At 55.8% G+C, this 16,818-nt stretch carries 16 protein-coding genes; all 16 read right to left on the bottom strand.

The genetic code is table 11. The features are described 5' to 3' along the window. Window positions 1–307: GDP-mannose 4,6-dehydratase (locus Q7U71_01930; GenBank protein MDO9390513.1), on the bottom strand; the 307-nt coding region annotated here is incomplete at its 3' end. A gap of 425 nt (window positions 308–732) precedes the next feature. Then, the gene (gene wecB, locus Q7U71_01925) at window positions 733–1,995 is read right to left on the bottom strand and encodes a UDP-N-acetylglucosamine 2-epimerase (non-hydrolyzing) (protein MDO9390512.1); all 1,263 of its coding nucleotides are present in this window, start codon (window positions 1,993–1,995) and stop codon (window positions 733–735) included. A gap of 324 nt (window positions 1,996–2,319) precedes the next feature. After that, a complete protein-coding gene (locus tag Q7U71_01920) occupies window positions 2,320–4,203 on the bottom strand; it encodes a nucleoside-diphosphate sugar epimerase/dehydratase (GenBank protein MDO9390511.1) in 1,884 nt (627 codons plus the stop codon). Continuing rightward, a complete protein-coding gene (locus Q7U71_01915) occupies window positions 4,203–4,769 on the bottom strand; it encodes a sugar transferase (GenBank protein ID MDO9390510.1) in 567 nt (188 codons plus the stop codon). The genes Q7U71_01920 and Q7U71_01915 overlap by 1 nt, the downstream gene beginning before the upstream one ends. Continuing rightward, window positions 4,766–5,563, bottom strand: coding sequence for a glycosyltransferase family 2 protein (locus tag Q7U71_01910; GenBank protein MDO9390509.1), 798 nt, complete (start codon window positions 5,561–5,563; stop codon window positions 4,766–4,768). The genes Q7U71_01915 and Q7U71_01910 overlap by 4 nt, the downstream gene beginning before the upstream one ends. A gap of 92 nt (window positions 5,564–5,655) precedes the next feature. After that, the gene (locus tag Q7U71_01905) at window positions 5,656–6,861 is read right to left on the bottom strand and encodes an O-antigen ligase family protein (protein MDO9390508.1); all 1,206 of its coding nucleotides are present in this window, start codon (window positions 6,859–6,861) and stop codon (window positions 5,656–5,658) included. 36 nt (window positions 6,862–6,897) lie between these two features. Beyond that, a complete protein-coding gene (locus tag Q7U71_01900) occupies window positions 6,898–7,905 on the bottom strand; it encodes a glycosyltransferase family 2 protein (protein ID MDO9390507.1) in 1,008 nt (335 codons plus the stop codon). Between the two features lie 28 nt (window positions 7,906–7,933). Beyond that, window positions 7,934–9,151: a hypothetical protein gene (locus Q7U71_01895; protein ID MDO9390506.1), complete on the bottom strand. Its 1,218-nt coding sequence runs from the start codon at window positions 9,149–9,151 to the stop codon at window positions 7,934–7,936. Window positions 9,152–9,157: 6 nt separating this feature from the next. After that, complete coding sequence (locus Q7U71_01890) at window positions 9,158–10,015, bottom strand: hypothetical protein (protein MDO9390505.1); 858 nt, start codon at window positions 10,013–10,015, stop codon at window positions 9,158–9,160. A gap of 113 nt (window positions 10,016–10,128) precedes the next feature. Further along, window positions 10,129–10,956, bottom strand: coding sequence for a glycosyltransferase (locus tag Q7U71_01885; GenBank protein MDO9390504.1), 828 nt, complete (start codon window positions 10,954–10,956; stop codon window positions 10,129–10,131). Between the two features lie 34 nt (window positions 10,957–10,990). After that, complete coding sequence (locus Q7U71_01880) at window positions 10,991–11,665, bottom strand: SDR family oxidoreductase (GenBank protein ID MDO9390503.1); 675 nt, start codon at window positions 11,663–11,665, stop codon at window positions 10,991–10,993. A gap of 1 nt (window position 11,666) precedes the next feature. Continuing rightward, complete coding sequence (locus tag Q7U71_01875) at window positions 11,667–12,659, bottom strand: beta-ketoacyl-ACP synthase III (protein ID MDO9390502.1); 993 nt, start codon at window positions 12,657–12,659, stop codon at window positions 11,667–11,669. After that, window positions 12,656–13,210: an acyltransferase gene (locus Q7U71_01870; GenBank protein ID MDO9390501.1), complete on the bottom strand. Its 555-nt coding sequence runs from the start codon at window positions 13,208–13,210 to the stop codon at window positions 12,656–12,658. Before Q7U71_01870 ends, Q7U71_01875 begins: the two co-directional genes overlap by 4 nt. 59 nt (window positions 13,211–13,269) lie before the next feature. Further along, on the bottom strand, window positions 13,270–14,379 hold the full coding sequence (locus Q7U71_01865) for a DegT/DnrJ/EryC1/StrS family aminotransferase (protein ID MDO9390500.1): 1,110 nt from the start codon (window positions 14,377–14,379) through the stop codon (window positions 13,270–13,272). Between the two features lie 57 nt (window positions 14,380–14,436). Continuing rightward, window positions 14,437–15,237 carry a class I SAM-dependent methyltransferase gene (locus Q7U71_01860; protein ID MDO9390499.1) on the bottom strand — a complete coding sequence of 267 codons (801 nt, stop codon included), beginning with the start codon at window positions 15,235–15,237 and terminating at the stop codon, window positions 14,437–14,439. After that, window positions 15,234–16,676, bottom strand: coding sequence for a lipopolysaccharide biosynthesis protein (locus Q7U71_01855; GenBank protein MDO9390498.1), 1,443 nt, complete (start codon window positions 16,674–16,676; stop codon window positions 15,234–15,236). Before Q7U71_01855 ends, Q7U71_01860 begins: the two co-directional genes overlap by 4 nt. Window positions 16,677–16,818: the final 142 nt, after the last annotated feature.

Genomic DNA, 16,818 nt, shown 5'->3' with positions numbered 1-16,818 from the left:
CCGCCAGCAGGTTAAGGGTTCCCGCCACATTGTTCTGGTAGTACTTGGCCGGATCCGTCACCGACTCGCCTACATAGGCATACCCGGCAAAGTGCAGCACGGAGTCAAACTTTTCCGCCGCCAGAAGTTTCTCCAGGCCCTCCCGGTCGGTCAGGTCCATCTTAACGAACCGGCCCCACTGGGCGAACTCCCGGCGGCCGTGGACCAGATTGTCCAGCACCACGGTGTCGCAGCCGCTTTCGCTTAACAGCTTGTTGGCATGCGAGCCTATGTACCCGCACCCCCCGGTGATCAATACTTTGGACATATATCTGTTTACTGTTTACTGTTTGGTGTTTACGTGCCCTGAGCCTGTCGAAGGGCCGTTTACTGTTTACTGTTTACCGTTTGAAGTTCCCCAGTTTTCCAGTTTCCATTTTCCAAGTTTCCAATTTATTTCGTTCGTTGTTTTGCTCCCTGGCCCGGCTCCTCCAGCGATCCATCGTTGCTGGACATTATGTGCAGGCATCTCAGCCCCTTCCGTCTGCAAATCACGGTCGTCACACTCAGGGCAGACTATTGCCTTGCCCACCTGCTTTGCTCCTCAGTCAGCGTTCCCGCTTTCGGACCTTCGGAAGCCCCATCGCCTGGCAGCATATCCGGGCATCTCAGCCGTCGCCTTGCCCCCTGCCTTGCCCCTCCAACGTTGCCTTGCTTTCATGCTTAGCATCTCAGTCGGTATCGTATTCCTGCTCATTGTTCATTGACAATTGTCTTGACGATCCGCTCCGCCGCATGCCCGTCCCACCTGGGAATCGAAGCTCTGCGCTTTAAGCTGTCAGCTTTAGGCTTTCCAATATTCCCATTTCCCATTTCCCCATTTGTCAATTCTGCCTTCTGCCTTTTGAGTTTGCCCCAGGCTTCAAGGATCGCCCCTGGTTTTGTGCCTATGATCTTGTTCGTCCCCAGGCTCACCGTCACCGGTCTTTCCGTGTTCTCCCGCACCGTAAAGCAGGGCACGTTAAGGAAGCTGGTCTCCTCCTGCACCCCGCCGGAATCGGTGAACACGCAGACAGCATTCTGCTGCAGGGCTATAAAATCCAGATACCCCAGCGGGGGAACTATGCGCAGGCCGCGCACCGGAAGACTGAATACTGAAGATTGAATACTGGATTTGCTTCTGGTCTTGGTGTTATTCGATATTCCGTCTTCTGTCTTCAATATTCTGTATTCATTGCCTCGCCCTCGGGAGATCAGCATCTTCAGCGTCCGTGGGTGGGCTGGAAATATTACCGTGGTTTCCCTGGCTATCTTTTCAAAGGCCTTCAAGATGGGGCCCAGCACCTTGGGGTCGTCCACGTTCCCCGGCCGGTGCAGCGTCAGCAGCACATAGGGCTGTATCCTGTCCCCTTTTACCAATCCCAGTTTGCTCAGGTATTTTTTATTTTTTATTTTTGGTATTTCAGTTTTAAGCGTGTCGATCATCACATTCCCGGCAAAATGGATCTTCCTCCCGGCGATCCCCTCTTTTAACAGGTTCCCCCTGGCCTCGGGACAGCTGGTGAACAGCAGGTCCGAGACGTGGTCTGTCAGCACCCGGTTGCGCTCCTCGGGCATGCTCTGGTCGTAACTGCGCAGGCCGGCCTCCACGTGGGCCACTTTGACCCCGGACATCTTGGCGGCCAGGGCGCAGGCCATGGTCCCGGTAACATCGCCCACCACCATCACCAGATCCGGCTTTTGGGCGGCCAGCACTTTTTGGAACTTGGCGATGATCTCGTCTACCTGCCCGGCCGGGGTCCGGGACTTGACGTTAAGGAAGATGTCCGGACGGGGGATCTCCAGGTCCTGGAAAAAGATCTGGGACATCAGGTGGTCGTAGTGCTGGCCGGTGTGCAGCAACAGCACTTTGGGCCGCTTAGCTTTGGGCAAAGCCTTAAAGGCCCTCAGCAGCGGCGCCGCCTTGACGAAATTGGGCCTGGTCCCGGCCACTAATATGATCTTTTTATAGTGCATTGATTCTGTAGCCCCGTAGGGGCGGGATGTTTCTATCCCCGTAGGGGCGGGATGTCGCATCTTCACGCTGCCATGCCGGTCCTACGGACCTCAGTCCGTTCATATGTTTGATGTTCTTAGAAACATTTCGCGCCTACGGCGCTGCAGGGTCCGGCGTTGCCGGGGGACCTTTCCCACGCTTGCGCGCCACCTCTTGCATCGGTGTAAACTCCGCGCTTCAGCGCGCAGGCACGAAATACACGCCACCGCCCGTGGCGGGGTGCCGCTGAGGCGGCAAAACTACTCGAAACATTATTTAAACTATTTAGTGCTTTTTAGTGGGCTTTAGTGGGCAAACGTTCCCGCGTCTTTTCTAAAACCCGGTATCACCCTCTGAATCGCCGCCACCACCTTGCCCTCGTCCCCGGTCAGGGCCGCCTTGTGCAGCAGGGGCAGCAGTTTCGGCAGTTCATTAAGCCTGGCGTGCCGGCCCTTGACCATGAAGATCTGGGCGTGCTTGGTGGTGTTGACCCCCTCCTCGGCGGTCAAAAGCTCCTCGTAAAGCTTCTCCCCCTTGCGCAGTCCGGTGAACTCTATTTTGATGTCGATGTCGGGCGTCAGCCCCGAGAGTTTTATCATGTCGCGGGCCAGGTCCACTATCTTCACCGGCTGGCCCATGTCCAGCACAAACACCTCCCCGCCCTGGCCCATGGCCCCGGCCTGGATCACCAGCTGCACCGCCTCGGGAATGGTCATAAAGTAGCGCTCCATGTCGGGATGGGTGACGGTTAAAGGACCCCCGGCCGCGATCTGTTTTTTGAACAGGGGCACCACGCTGCCGCTGGAGCCCAGCACGTTGCCGAACCGCACCGCCATAAACTTGGTCTTCCCCTTCCCGTTCAGGCTCATCACCACCTTCTCCGAGATCCGCTTGGTGGCCCCCATCACGCTGGTGGGGTTCACCGCCTTGTCGGTGGAGATCAGCACGAACCGTTCGGCCCCGTGCTGGCAGGCCGCCTCGGCCAGGGTCTTGGTGCCAAAGATGTTGTTCTTGACCGCCTCGCCCGGGTTCTGCTCCATCATCGGGACGTGCTTGTGGGCGGCGGCGTGGAACACCACCTGGGGCTGGTATTGTTCAAAGATCCGGTCCACCCTGGCGGCGTCGGCCACGTCGCAGATCAGGGTCTCCAGTTTCAGGGTTTTGGAATTCTGGACCAGCTCCGAGGCGATGTGGTACAGGCTGTTCTCGCCCTTGCCGGCCAAAAGGAGCCTTCCCGGGTTAAAGGAGGCTATCTGGCGGCAGAGCTCGGAGCCGATGGAGCCGCCGGCCCCGCTCACCAGGATGGTCTTGCCGCCAAGGTACCCGGCTATCTCCTCCAGGTTGACGTTGATGGCCGGCCGCCTTAAAAGATCTTCCAGCTCTATGTCCCGGATCTGGTTGATGCCGATTTCGCCCGAGAGGATCTTCTTGATGTCGGGGACGATCTTGAATTTTAGCTTGGCCTGCTGGCACTGCTCCACCACCGCCTTGACCACCGGCCCCGGGGCCGAGGGAATGGCTATCAGCACCTGGTCTATCCCCTGGTTCACCACCACCCCGTCCATCACCGGCCGGGCGCCGAAGACCGGCAGCCCGTGGATCCGCTGGCCCTTTTTGGCCGGATCGTCGTCAATGAAGCCCACCGGAAGGCTGCCGTATTCGGGATGGGCCATCAGCTGCCGGGCCACCATCTCGCCGGCGTCGCCGGCCCCCACTATCAGCATCCGCTGGCGGTCCGCCTTCTTGTACTGGGAATTGGAAAGATGCTGCTTCCACATCCTAAGCGAAAGCCTTAAGCCCCCTATCAGCATGATGTCCCCCAGCCATTCTATGATCATCACCCCCCGGGAGTACTGCACCCAGCCCGGCATGATGAACCTGGAGGCGGCAAAGACCACCACCGACCCGAGGGTGACCGCCTTTACTATCTGCACCAGGTCGTTGACCCCGGCATACTGCCAGGCGCCGCGGTAGATGCCGAAGTAGGCCAGAAAGGCCAGCTTGATCACGATCATCAGGGGCAGTATCCGCAGGAACATGGGAGAGTAGTATTCCGGGACGGCGAAATCAAACCGGAAAAGGATGGCGGCGTACAGCGAGACCGCCAGGATGAAAATGTCGCAGACCAGAAAGAACAGCGGCCTTTTGGTGTGCTGCGGCCAGAATGTTTTGGCGGCGTCGGAATTCATCAATGGCTGACTCCTTCTTTGGTTATCACCTTTTTCAGGGTTAACAGCAGGATCTTCAGGTCCAGCCCAAAGCTCCTTTTCTCCAGGTAAACCCGGTCGTATTCCACCTTCTCCGGGATCGGCAGCTCGTCCCGCCCGTTCACCTGGGCCAGGCCGGTCAGGCCCGGCGTCAGCCGGTGGATCCCCCGGGCCGTGCGCAGTTCCATCAGGTCGAACTGGTTGAACAGGGCCGGGCGCGGCCCCACGAAGCTCATCTCCCCCTTTATGATATTTATCAACTGGGGGAGCTCGTCCAGGCTGGTCTTGCGCAGGAACCGGCCGCCGGGCGCCAGGTACTGTTCGGCCCGGGCCAGCAGGTGGGTGGCCACCACCGGGGCGTTGGTCCTCATGGTCCGGAACTTGTACATTTTAAAACTCCGGTTGTCCCGGCCCATCCTTTCGGAGACATACAACACCGGCCCCCGGGAGCCCAGCCTGACCATCAGGCCTATCAGCAGCATCGGGATGAACAGCACCGCCGCCAGCCCGGCGGCAAATATAACATCAAACAACCTCTTGCCAGTCATGACCCGCCTTCCTTGAAAATGCCGGGATCCGGAAGGCCGCTGCCCGGGCGCTTGAAGAACTGCGAGTTTTTTTCGATCAGCTTATAAAGGGGGTACAGCGGGGAAACCGGCTGAAAGTTCTTTTTAAGGGCCCGGTATATCTCCAGGTTCTGCCGGATGATGCTTCCCGGGCCGCCGTTGGAGGCCCCCCCGGTCCGCATGCAGACCAGGAGTTGCGGCAGGTAGGCGGACCTTAGCTGGTGGCGGGCCAGAAAGCGGACCATCAGCTCAAAATCTGCGGCCACCGGAAAACTTATGTCATATCCCCCCAGTTGGGCATAGGCTGAACGCCGGGCAAAAAAGGTGGGGTGCGGAGGCACCCACCCCTTTCCGAACCGCCCGGCCCGGTAGGGGCTGGATCTCCAGTAACGGACGATCTGGTCCGTTTTGTTCTGCCTTACATAGACCAGGTCGGCATAGCAGGCGCCCAGCTCGCTGTTCTGCATCGCCCGGGCCACCTCTTCAACGGCCGTGTTCCGGGCGTAAAAATCATCGGAGTTCAAAAACCCGACGACCTCGCCCGTGGCCAGGGCCAGGCCCTTGTTCATGGCGTCGTATATGCCCTGGTCCGGCCCGGAAACCGACCTGGCTATTCTGCCGCGGTACTTGTCAACTATGGCCAGCGTCCCGTCGGTCGACCCGCCGTCCACCACTATGTACTCGATGTCCGGATGGGTTTGCGACAGGACGGAGCGGATGGTGTCTTCGATGGTCCCGGCGGAATTATAGGCCACGGTGATGATGGTGATCTTCATTTTGTTTTGATAAACTGCTTTTACGATTCACAATTCACGGCATCCCGTGCTCATTGTCCAGCATCCAGCATCCAGTATCCAGTCTTCCACATTCAGCCTCCGGCGCTCCGTCCTTCCCCGCGTTCAAAGCGCTCCAGCGCCAGCAACAGGCCCGCCAGGAACCAGACGATGGTCACCACCTCCGAGTCGCTGAAATTCCATTCCGCCAGCCCGTTCACCTGAAACCCTATCAGCACCGCCGTTATCCCCCCGGCAATAATGGCGGTCAGGCGGTGCCTGGACCTCATCAGCTTTGCCGCCAGGGCAAAGATCGTGAACCACATGAAAACAAAGGCGGCCAGGCCGGCAAACCCCCGGGTGGCGGTGATCTGGATGAAGTTGTTGTGCAGATGCCCGGCCATCGGAGCCCCCTGCCAGATCCAGTCGTCCGCCGGCACCCTTTTGGCCTTCAGCAGTTTGGCCAGGTCTATCATTCCCGTCCCCAGCACCGGCCGTTCCTTGACCAGCTGCCATCCCATCCGCCAATAACTCAGCCGGAGGTTCCAGGAGACGGACTTGTTGACATTGAATATTTTGAATGACAGGCTGGGGTTGTTGGCGCTGTAAAATATCCCGGCCAAAAGCAGGGCGATAAGCGAATACATGGTGGCCCGTTTCCACCGGGACCTGACCAGCAGGGGGAACCCCGCCATAAAACCAAACCAGGAGCTGATGGTTTTGGTGAACATCAAACTGGCTAAAAGCAGGGCCGCCATGGCCCAGTCTTTAGCCCTTTGCCATCTGTCCTGAAACTGGGGCGGCTGCCAAAGCCAGGCCAGCGACAGCAGCCCGGCCATCATGAACATCCCGCCGGAGGTCAGGGCCATGCCCTGGGCGGCCAGCAGCCGGGGCTGGTACCCAAACCCGAACATCACCAGGCCGTAGACCCCGGTCAAAGCGGTCATCCCCAGGAACAGTTTCACCAGTTCCAGCAGCCGGGCCGGGCTTTTGACATTGAACCCTATGAAATATGCGGCCGACAGCAGGTAGAATTTTTTAAGGCTGACGAAGCTCTCCCCGGGGGAAAGCGAGAAGACGGTGGAAAGCAGGGCCGAGGCCAGGAACAGCGCAAAGCCCAGGTCCAGCGGGGTCTTGAACCCGTTCCACCGTTTTTCCACCCCGCACTTCACCAGCCAGGCCACCCAGCCCGCGAACAGCGAGCTTTGGGTGAAGGCGATGGACACCGGCAGCGAGGCCGCGAAGCCCACCATCGACAGGTCTATTATCTGATCCAGAACGGCTGCGGCGCGGTTTTTCATGCGGCCGATCCCCGGCGTTTTCCCATTTTGCTTTCCTTATCCTTTGGCATGGTCGTTTTTCCTGTATTTGCTGACCTTGGCCGTCAGCCAGTTCTTCTCCAGCAACCCGTCTATGGCGCCGGAGGAAACAGTCTTTCCGGTTTGGATGGCGTTTCTTTGGGAAACCAGCGCCGGGATCTGGCGGACCAGGTCCCGCTTGGCGCGGAGAAAGGCGCCGGCCTGTCCGACCTTGGCAAAATACCAAAAACTTCCCAGGGCATACGCCAAATGCAGGGGAAGGTATTTGAAAAACAACCAGCCCGGCATGTTCTTTATGAACGTGGCGCTGACATTGCGCTGGCCGTTATAGACGAAATCCGGGCTGTTGTGGATCTGGGTCGAGGATACCTTGTGGTAAACCCGGGCGGCCGGAACGTTGACGATCCGGTGACCCGACAAATGAGCCCTAAACGACCAGTCCACATCTTCATATCCGTTAAAATAGGCTTCATCGAACAGACCTATCTCCCGGACGACCTTCATCCGGTAAATGGCCGCGCAGGCCACGGCAATGAAAACATCCTGAGGCCCCTGCCCCGGCCCCCTGTCCGGCTGCTGATAGAGCCGGGGTGAAACCGACCCGGCGATGGTATAAACGCCTCCTGCGCTCCAGATCAGTCCCGGCTGGTCGTAATAAAGGACCATGGAGTCGCAGGCGGCAATGCGCCCGTCGGAGCAGATCCCCCGGTAAAGCGCCTCCAGCCAGCCGGCCTCCGCCTTGGTGTCGTTGTTCAAAAGGGCTATGAATTCACCCCTGGCCAGGTCCAGCCCGGCATTGTTCCCGGCGCTGAAACCCGTGTTCGATCCCAGGGCCAGCAGGCGCACCCGGGGATGATTTTTTTCCACCCAGGCCGCCGAGCCGTCGGTGGAGCCGTTGTCAACCAAAATTATCTCAAAGTCCTGAAAGGTCTGGTCCTCCAGGGATTGCAGGCATTCTTCCAGCAGGGCCCGTCCGTTCCAGTTGACTATGATCACGCTGATCTCCGGCGTGCGCTCCTTGTCCATTGTCCTGCCGCTCCAACAAATGTGACGGTTAATGCCCCGGGGCGGGGGTTGGCCGAATGGCGTTGTTTTTTGAGTATCTCAGCTGCTGGGACCAAAAAAAGACCATCGCCAGCATCCCGGTGGAATTGAACAACAGGGGGTTGTTCCCGGCCACGATCAAATAGGACATCAGGCCGATGAACAGCAATCCGTTGTTGGCCGGCAGCAGAAGCGGCGCGCCCAGCAGCAGCAGGATGAAGAGGCTCCCGGCCAGGCCAAAGTAACGCACCATGTCTATATAGGTAAGTTCGGTCTGATAGACCTCCTTGCCCACGTCCGGAGCGCCGCTGAAGTAGGTGGCCCCCAAACCGTCGCCGGTCAAAAGCACCGCCGGATGATCGTTGATGTATTCCGTGAACGATTTGAAATGTCCGATCTTGGTCGAGTTCGATTGTTCGCCGGACGAAAGCAGCGTCGTCTTCTGAACCATCATCAGGCCCGCCGCCAAAAAGATCGCCGCCAGCGCCAAGGACCCTGCCACCAGCACCCCCCGGCGCCGGTTGAGGTACACAAAACAGGCCAGGCATTCAAGCAGCAGAACAATGGTCAGGGCCCGGGCGGCCGAAACGAATGAGGCCGACAGAATAAGGCCCAGGAACAGGACTGCCGCAAACTTATGCCAGGCGGTGTTCGATCTGCCGAATATCAGGTTGATTAAAAAAGGAACGCTGATGATCACCAGTGGCGTGGTGACAAAAAATATCATCACCACGTCAATTTCCCCGAAGCTGCGGGACCCGATCCGGGCCACGTTATAATCGACCAAAAAGGAAGTTATGCTTTTATAAAGCGCCGGATTGAATGCCAGGCAAACCCGCAGGCCGAGGATGGTGGCGGCCATGGCCCCAATGCAGGCAAACACCGGTTTTCTAAGGTCCACCCCCGCCGCCGCCACGGGGAATATCAGCAGCACCGCCCACAACCCCTTCACCAGGGAAAAGCTGTCGGTCAGGCTCTGGCCGGGATGGCGGATCAAGAAGACTGTCAGCGAAATGGCCGGGATCAGGAAGGCCAGTAAAAATATCCGGAACAACAGGTCCTTCGGCAAGGCCAGCCGGTCCATAGTATTCAATAACAGGAAGAGCAGCAGGGCCATGGCAAAAACCGGGAGCTTGGCCCCCAGGATGAAATCCGCCGGGTCAAAAAAGGCTATGCCGCAGTATATCCAGACCAGAACAGTTATTGAGGCAATGATCATTCGCTTCATAATGTCCTACCGATTGGTGACTGCATGGCCAAGATGCCGGAGGGTCAAAGGGTACAATTGTTTGTCTCCTTTTAAATACTGCCGGCCGGCTCTAAGGGCCAGGTTCAGCAGATGGAACAGATAGGTGGTCCGGCTCCGGGTGATCCGGTAAAACAACGTCTCCGCCTCAAGGATGGACCGGTACCGCTCCGGCGAAACCGAACCGGAGCCATGCCAGGTCGACAGGTCATGGCTGATCACCGCCTGTGATAAATATGTTTTTTTGCCGCGCCGGTTCATTTCGGCGAACATCCAGTGGTCCAGATAGTCCAGTTTGAAAGAAAGGTTGAAGCCCCCGATCTCCGACAGGAATGATCTCCTCAGCAGAGTGCCGGAGTTGATGGCCGTAACCGGGCCGGGGCAGATCCCCGGGACCGGCTTTGAAACCGGCCTGACCCCGCCCCACCACTGCAGCAGGGCCGGCGACAGGGGCCTGTCCCCATGGACGGCTTGGGGGATTATAGCCGCCACTTCGCCCATCCGGCCGGCCTCCGACAGGGCCTGGGCGGTCAGGGCCGCAAAGTTTACCGGGAGTTCCGAGTCCTGGTCCAGCAGCAGCAGCCACTGGTAATTGTCTTCCGGGTCGGTTTGCAGGGCAAAGTTATAAGCCGCCGCCAGGCCGCCGTTGGCGGCATCGTGGAAATATTGATGGTCGAAAGGCAGGGAAACAGAAATTTTTTGCGGTTCTGGGCTGTTGTCATAGATGATCAGTTTTAGCTTCAGTTCGCCATCGGCCCTATGCCCCCAGGAGCGGACCAAAGAGGCGATGGCGGGGGATTGGTCCGGGCGGCATTTATACAAAACCACAACGGCGGCAATATTCATCTTTTATCCTTTGCACTCATTGATGGATTTTTAAAGCCTGCCCCAAAATCCCCGGTTTTATCATTTTGGCTGGATCCTATTGACCTTACCGGCAAACGCATCATATTTCTACATCAGGCTTTCTTGCTGGATTCTTTTGCAATAGCCTCCTGCCTTTCCCGGATCGCTTCATCAACGGCCGTCTGGCAGTCGGAGCGGTTCAGAAAGTCCCCCAGATGCTGCAGCATCTCGATCTCCCGCTGCCATTTTTTTACGGCGGAGGTCCCTCCCCAGATCCCGGCCTGGTGAATCCGGTAGACTGCCATGGTTTTTTTAATAAATTTGATCTTGCCGTGACGGGCAGCCAGCACAAAGTATGGCCAATCCAATGGCAGCACCTGTTCAAACCACTGTGGGAGAGGGCCGGTCAGGCGGTTTTGGAACACGCAGGACGCGGTGTATATATAGTTGTTGCGGCAGAGGTCCGTTATGGTCGTTGTTTCTTTGATGCTGCCTTTAGATCGCCGTCGCCTGATGAGGTTGGAGATGTTGAGTGGATATGCTAGTTTAACCCGGTGGAAACAGATCGAATAATCCGGATTTGACTCCAGAAAATCCACCTGTTTTTGCAGTTTGTGCCGGTCGGTCCAGTAGTCATCTCCTTCACATAGGGCGATGTATTTGCCGCGGGCGGCCCCAAAGGCCTTGATGGCCACCAGGCCGTTACCCCGGGCGAATTGGTTCTCCGTCTGGAATATCGGAAATATCAATTCCGGATACTTGCCGGCATATTCCCTGATTATCCGGTCAGTACCGTCGGTCGAGGCGTCATCATGGATCACGATCTCTACCGGGAAATCAGTCTGCTGCATCAAAAACCCGTCTATGGCTTTTTTGATGTATTTTATTTGGTTGTATGTGGTGCAGACGATGCTGACCAGCGGGGAAGTTTTCAAAACCATTTATATCTTTTCTTTTGGCTATTGGCCTTGGGTTTTAAAACAAGCCTCCATTCAGATCAATGGAAGAGCCGTTTAAATATGGGGTCGCCATGATGTATTCCACGGTTTTGATCAAATCGGTCATGGGGCATAAACTGTGGCAGGGTATTTGCCTCAAGATCTCTTCCTTGGCCGGATCCGGGACCTGCTCGATCATCCCGGTTTCGCAATAGCCCAGATTGATGTTGTTGATGGTTATATTCCGGCTGCCGTTCTCCACGGCGATGGCTTTGGCCAGCCCCCATAGGGCGGATTTTGAGGCGGCATAGGCGCTGGTCCCGGCCGCGCCCCTTTGGGCGACCACGGAAGAAAAATTGATTATTCTGCCGTAATTGTCTTTTCGCATTATGGGCAACACATTCCTGATCAGGTTGAAAGTGGCAAAAAGATTGATCTCCACCACCTTCTTCCACTGAGCCAGGTCGGCCTTGTGGGCCGCCGAATTGTAGGAGATGCCGGCGCAGTTTATTAATACAATATTCGACAGCCTGGGACCGTGTTCCTTAAAAAACAGATCCACCTCTCTCTCGCAGCCGATGTCCAGTTTATGGGAGTTGGACCGGGGATTTGCCGGGGAAGTTTGGTGGTAAATTCCCAAAACTTCATCCTCCGGGAAATGCTCGAAGAGATGCTTCCCGATCCCCCGGGCTGAGCCTGTTACAATTATCATATCACGACCATTTTAAAATTGACGCTCCGTAGGTCCAGCCGGAACCGACCGCCGCAAAAAGGACCAGGTCGCCGGGCTTTAATTTGCCGGCCCGGTTCACCTCATCCAGCAGAATGGGGATGGTGCCGCCACTGGTGTTGGCGTACTTGTCCATGTTGGTCATCACCTTCTCAATGGGCAGTCCGATCAGCTCGGCTGTTTTTTGAAGTATTTTTATGGAGGGTTGGTGGGGGATCAGCATGGCCACATCGGAGATCGAAAGGCCGGTGTCGGCCAGCACCTGATTGATGGCCTTCGGCAGGACGATGGTGGCTGTTTTGTAGACCTCTGCCCCGTTCATCTGAAAATAGTGCATTTTATTTTTGACCGTTTCCTGGCTGGCCGGATTCTCGGAACCGCCGGCTGGGATGGTAAAATGCCATTTTCCCCGGCCGTCGGTGTAGAGCCTGGTGGCTAAAAAACCCTCATTGACATTGCCGTGGGTGATGACGGCGGCACCAGCCCCGTCTCCGAAGAACACGCAATCCCGGCGGCTCCAGTCGGTGATCTTGGAAAAGGTGTCGGCCCCTATCACCAGGATGTTGTCATACACTCCGGCGGCGATGTACTGGGTGGCCACTGACATCCCGAACAAGAACCCGCTGCAGACCGCGGCGATATCGAAGGCAACTGCGTTATAGGCCTGGATCTTGTCCTGGACGATGGCGGCGGTGGATGGCGCCAGCCGGTCGGGGGTGGAAGTAGCCACTATGATCAGATCTATGTCGCCGACCTTCAGGCCCGCGTGTTCGACTGCCTTTAGGCCGGCCTGGGCGGCCAGATCGCTGGTGCATTCATGCTCCCCGGCGATTCTTCTTTCCCTGATCCCCAAATTTTCAAAGATCCACTCGGGGGTGGTGGGAACGATCGTCGACAGGTATTCGTTGGTGTAGACCTTTTCGGGCACATAGGAGCCGGTGCCGATGATTTTAACGTTTCTGACTATTTGCTTCATTTTAAGTATTCTTTTTCAAAATTCAGCATGGTTTCCTTTTCCCGAAGCTTTAATTTCTTGGCGGGAACACCTGCGTATATATGCCAGGGATCGGTGGTGGTTTTCAGTAACGACATCGCCCCCAAAACCGATCCTTCGCTCAAATTTCCCCCTGGCAGTATCAACGCCCCGCAACCTATCAGAGCATGCTTCCCGATCTCCACCGGAGAACCCTTAACCACCCGGAATCGGTCGGGTATCACCGGGCTGGTCAAACCAGCCCCCATGTAATCATCCGATTCGCTGTAGATCGTGACCCGGGCCGAAAGCCCTGAAAAATCACCCATTGTAATTCCCTTGCTGCCGAACAACCCGCAGAAGGAGCCTATATGAATGTGGGAGCCCAGATTGACCCGGCCCGAAAGGATGCAGAAATCATCGATCCGGACATTGCTTCCCAGGCTGATGGTTGAAGCCCCGTAAATGCTGCATTTTCGGCTTATCAAAACATTTTCGCCGAAACTATTCAGCCCCAGACGGGACAGTTCTTCCTTTGAATAAAAAGATGTCATGTTGGTGTTTCGTTATAATGTTGCTGATTTTTAGATGATCGGCGGACCGGAAACCTGGTTTAACCGGCTTTCATAATTGAACAGAGCTGCTTTATGGACCCGGTCTCCAGCTCCGGATATATCGGCAGGCAAAGCACTTCTTCGGCCACTTTTTCGGCCACCGGCATTTTCCCGGGCTGGGCGGAATCCAAACCCCGGTAGGTGGGGAACTGACTGATCAGGGGGTAAAAATATCTCCGCCCGAATATATTGTGTTTTTTAAGTTGGTCATAAACTTCATCCCGGGACCGGCCGAACATATTTTTGTCTATTAAAACGGGAAAGTATGAGTAGCAATGTTTTACCCCGGACATATCGTTCATATAAGACAGCCCGGCTATGCCTTTAAGGCCTTCCCGGTAAAGTCCGGCGATCTGCCGCCGTTTTTCAACGTTGCTGTCTATATATTTCAACTGCAGCAAACCCATGGCGGCCTGAACCTCATTCATCTTGGCGTTGATGCCCGGCGCCACCACCGTAGTTTCATCCACAAATCCGAAATTCTTCAGATTGTCAATCCGTTTTTTGGTTTCCGGATCGTGGCAGACAATGGCCCCTCCCTCAAAGGTATGATAGACCTTGGTTGCATGAAAGCTCAGCACCGAAAGATCGCCGAAGGTCAGCACCGACCGGCCGTCAACATTCACCCCAAAGGTATGGCAGGCATCGTAGATGATTTTCAGCCCATAGGTCTGGGCAATTTTTTGGAACTTTTCCACCTGGCAGGGATTGCCATAGACATGGACCGGCATGATGGCGGTGGTTTGGGGGGAGATGGCCGCCTCCACCTTGTCCGGATCAAGGTTGAAATATTCAGGTTCAATGTCGGCAAAGACCGGCTTGATGTTGTTCCACCAGATGGAATGGGCGGTGGCCACAAAACTGAAGGGGGTGGTGATTACTTCTCCAGTGATCTTCAGGGCCTGCAGGGCGGTTATCAAAGCCAGGGTGCCATTGGAGAAAAGCGAGAGATACTTTACTCCCAAATAATCGCACAGGGCCTGCTCCAGCTCCTGATGGTACTTGCCGTTGTTGGTGACCCATTTGGTTTCCCAAATGTCCTTGAGATACGACTCAAACTCCTCCAAGGGCGGCAGAAAGGGCTGGGTGACTAATATTGGCTTATTCATGGTCGATCTTATTTTTCGTTTTTATGGATGCCGGCAGGTGGTTTGGCCCGGCCGTCTTTATTCTTTTGATACCACATACAGCACCGAGCCTTCAAGTATCCCACACCGTTCAAATACTTGTTGGCCGTAGTTGGCCGCGGTGACCTCCTCGATCAGAAACCCCACGTTTCTTATTTTTTCCATAAACCCCTTTTTGGAATAAGTCCGGACGTGGTCCCCCTGACCATAGTGATGCCATCTTTCAGGCTCGGTCAGCGGTCCTTTTATCTCGTAATCAGCCTCCAGCCCCAGATTGACCGGGGACATCAGTATCCCCTTTCCCTTCCGGGACAACACTCGGTAAAGCTCCCTTAAGGCTTGGCTGTCGTCCTCGATGTGCTCCAGGATATGGGAGCACAAAATAAAATCAAAACTTTCGTCCGGGTAGATTGCCATATCCGTGATGTCCACCTTGTCGTCCGCCTCCGGCATATGTAAATCTGCCGACCGGTATTTTACCCCGGGAAAGGAGCGGATGTATCTTGCCAAGGGTTTGGCCGGGGCGATCTCCAGGAACCTGGTTTCTTTTCCCTCCAGGTACCCGGCCAGAAATACCGCGTACAATCGGTCCCTGTCGCTGGCCCCGCACAAGGGGCAGGCGTAGGCGACGATGTTGGTGGTCTCAAAGTTGAAGAGGCTGTGGATGTAACGATATTTCAGCCATTGTTCGAAATACTGTTCGGACATGCCCTGGAACCGGTACACTTTATTCCGGCATACCGGGCAGTAATGCTTCCGGCCCCTTAGCCGCAGCCTGGCCTCCCTCAGCAGAAAATCCGGCACTATCTCTTTTATCAGCGCTTTGATCTGGTTTGTCATCGTCTCTTCAGTTTGTCGTTTATCAGCGATTTCATTTCCAGGTAGGGGCCGTATTTGAATGTTTCCGAGATCAGGACCGTCAGTAATGCTCCAGATGCTATCTGGACCGCCAGGATGACCAGAAAGCTTGATTTGATGAGGCCGGCCTCAAGGAACACCATGACCCCAACCGCCGCCCCGATCAGAAAGGACGGCAGGATATCGTTGACCTGCTCTTTGATCCCATAGTTTATCAGCCGCCCGGAATAATAGGCGTTCAGGAAAAAGGCGGCGAAGGAGATGAAGATCATGCCCGTCAGCATGGCCTTTATGCCCAGGAGCATGGTGCCCAGGACGATGGGGATGATAAGTGATTTTTTGATTATTTCGATCTTCAGGGCCAGGTCGGAGCGTCCCTTTACGTTCAGAACGTTCAGGTTCAGGGCATGCAGGGGGTAAAGCATGGCGGAGAAGCAAAGCAACTGGAGGTAGACCACGGAGGTCTCCCATTTCTGGCCGATCAGGGTGATCACCAGGGGTTTGGCCGCGGCCGCCAGCCCCATCATCAGCACAAAGGATATGTACATGGTGCTTTTGATGATCTTCTTGAACCCGTTCTTCATCTTTTGGGGCTCGTCCTGCAGCTGGGAAAGCACCGGGTAGCTGACCCTCTGGATCACGTTGGTGATGTTGGATGACGGCAGGTTGCTAAATTCTTCGGCCTTGACGTAGTAGCCAAGCTGAACGGCGCTGAAATATTTGCCGATCAACAGGTAGTATACGTTCTGGTAGATGGTGTTGATCAGGTTGCTCAACAGAAGCTTGTACCCGAACCTGAAATGCTCCTTAAATGCTTGGTAGTCGAACAACCTGGCCGGATGCCAGCGGTTCCAGGCCCAGAGCAGGGCCGTGGTCAGCAGGTTGGCAGTAATGGTCCTCCACACCAGGCTCCACACGCCGAACCCCGCCAAAGCCAGGTATATGGCCACCGCGCCCGAGACCAACGAAGAAACGACCGAGATCTTGGTCTGCAACTTGAAGTCGATCTTCTTGACCAAGGTGGTCCTCTGGATGATGCTGAGGCTGCCGATTATCAGCACTAGGCCCACCACCCGGATGATTTCGGCCAATTTGGGCTCGTTGAAGAACCGGCTGATGGGCCCGGCCAGAAAGAACAAAAGGACGTAAAGCGCCAGACTGGCCAGCAGGTTGAAATAGAACACCGTACTGTAGTCGGCCTGGGTACATTCCTTTTTCCGGATAAGCGATTGGCTGAAACCGCTGTCGATGAACAACAGCGAGACCGAGATAAAAATCGTGGTCATGCCCACCAATCCAAACTCCACGGGAGAAAGCAAACGCGCCAAAATGATACCCACCACAAACTGGATTCCCAGATTGGAAATATTATCGATCACGCTCCAGGTGAGTCCGGTCAGGGTCTTTTGTTTTAATGACATTTATATGTCACATTCATTGTTCCCGTCTTCATACCTGGCTGTCTGATCATTGCATTATACCTCTTCCATAGAACTGTCAGCCAGACCAAGGGTCTTGAAATAATGCAGCAGGGCGGTGAAGAGGACTCCCAGCATCAATCCC

The organism is bacterium, assembly GCA_030655055.1.
GTDB lineage: Bacteria > Edwardsbacteria > AC1 > AC1 > EtOH8 > UBA5202.
Note: the sequence above shows the minus strand (reverse complement) of the source record. Positions and strands in the feature narration are given on the sequence as shown.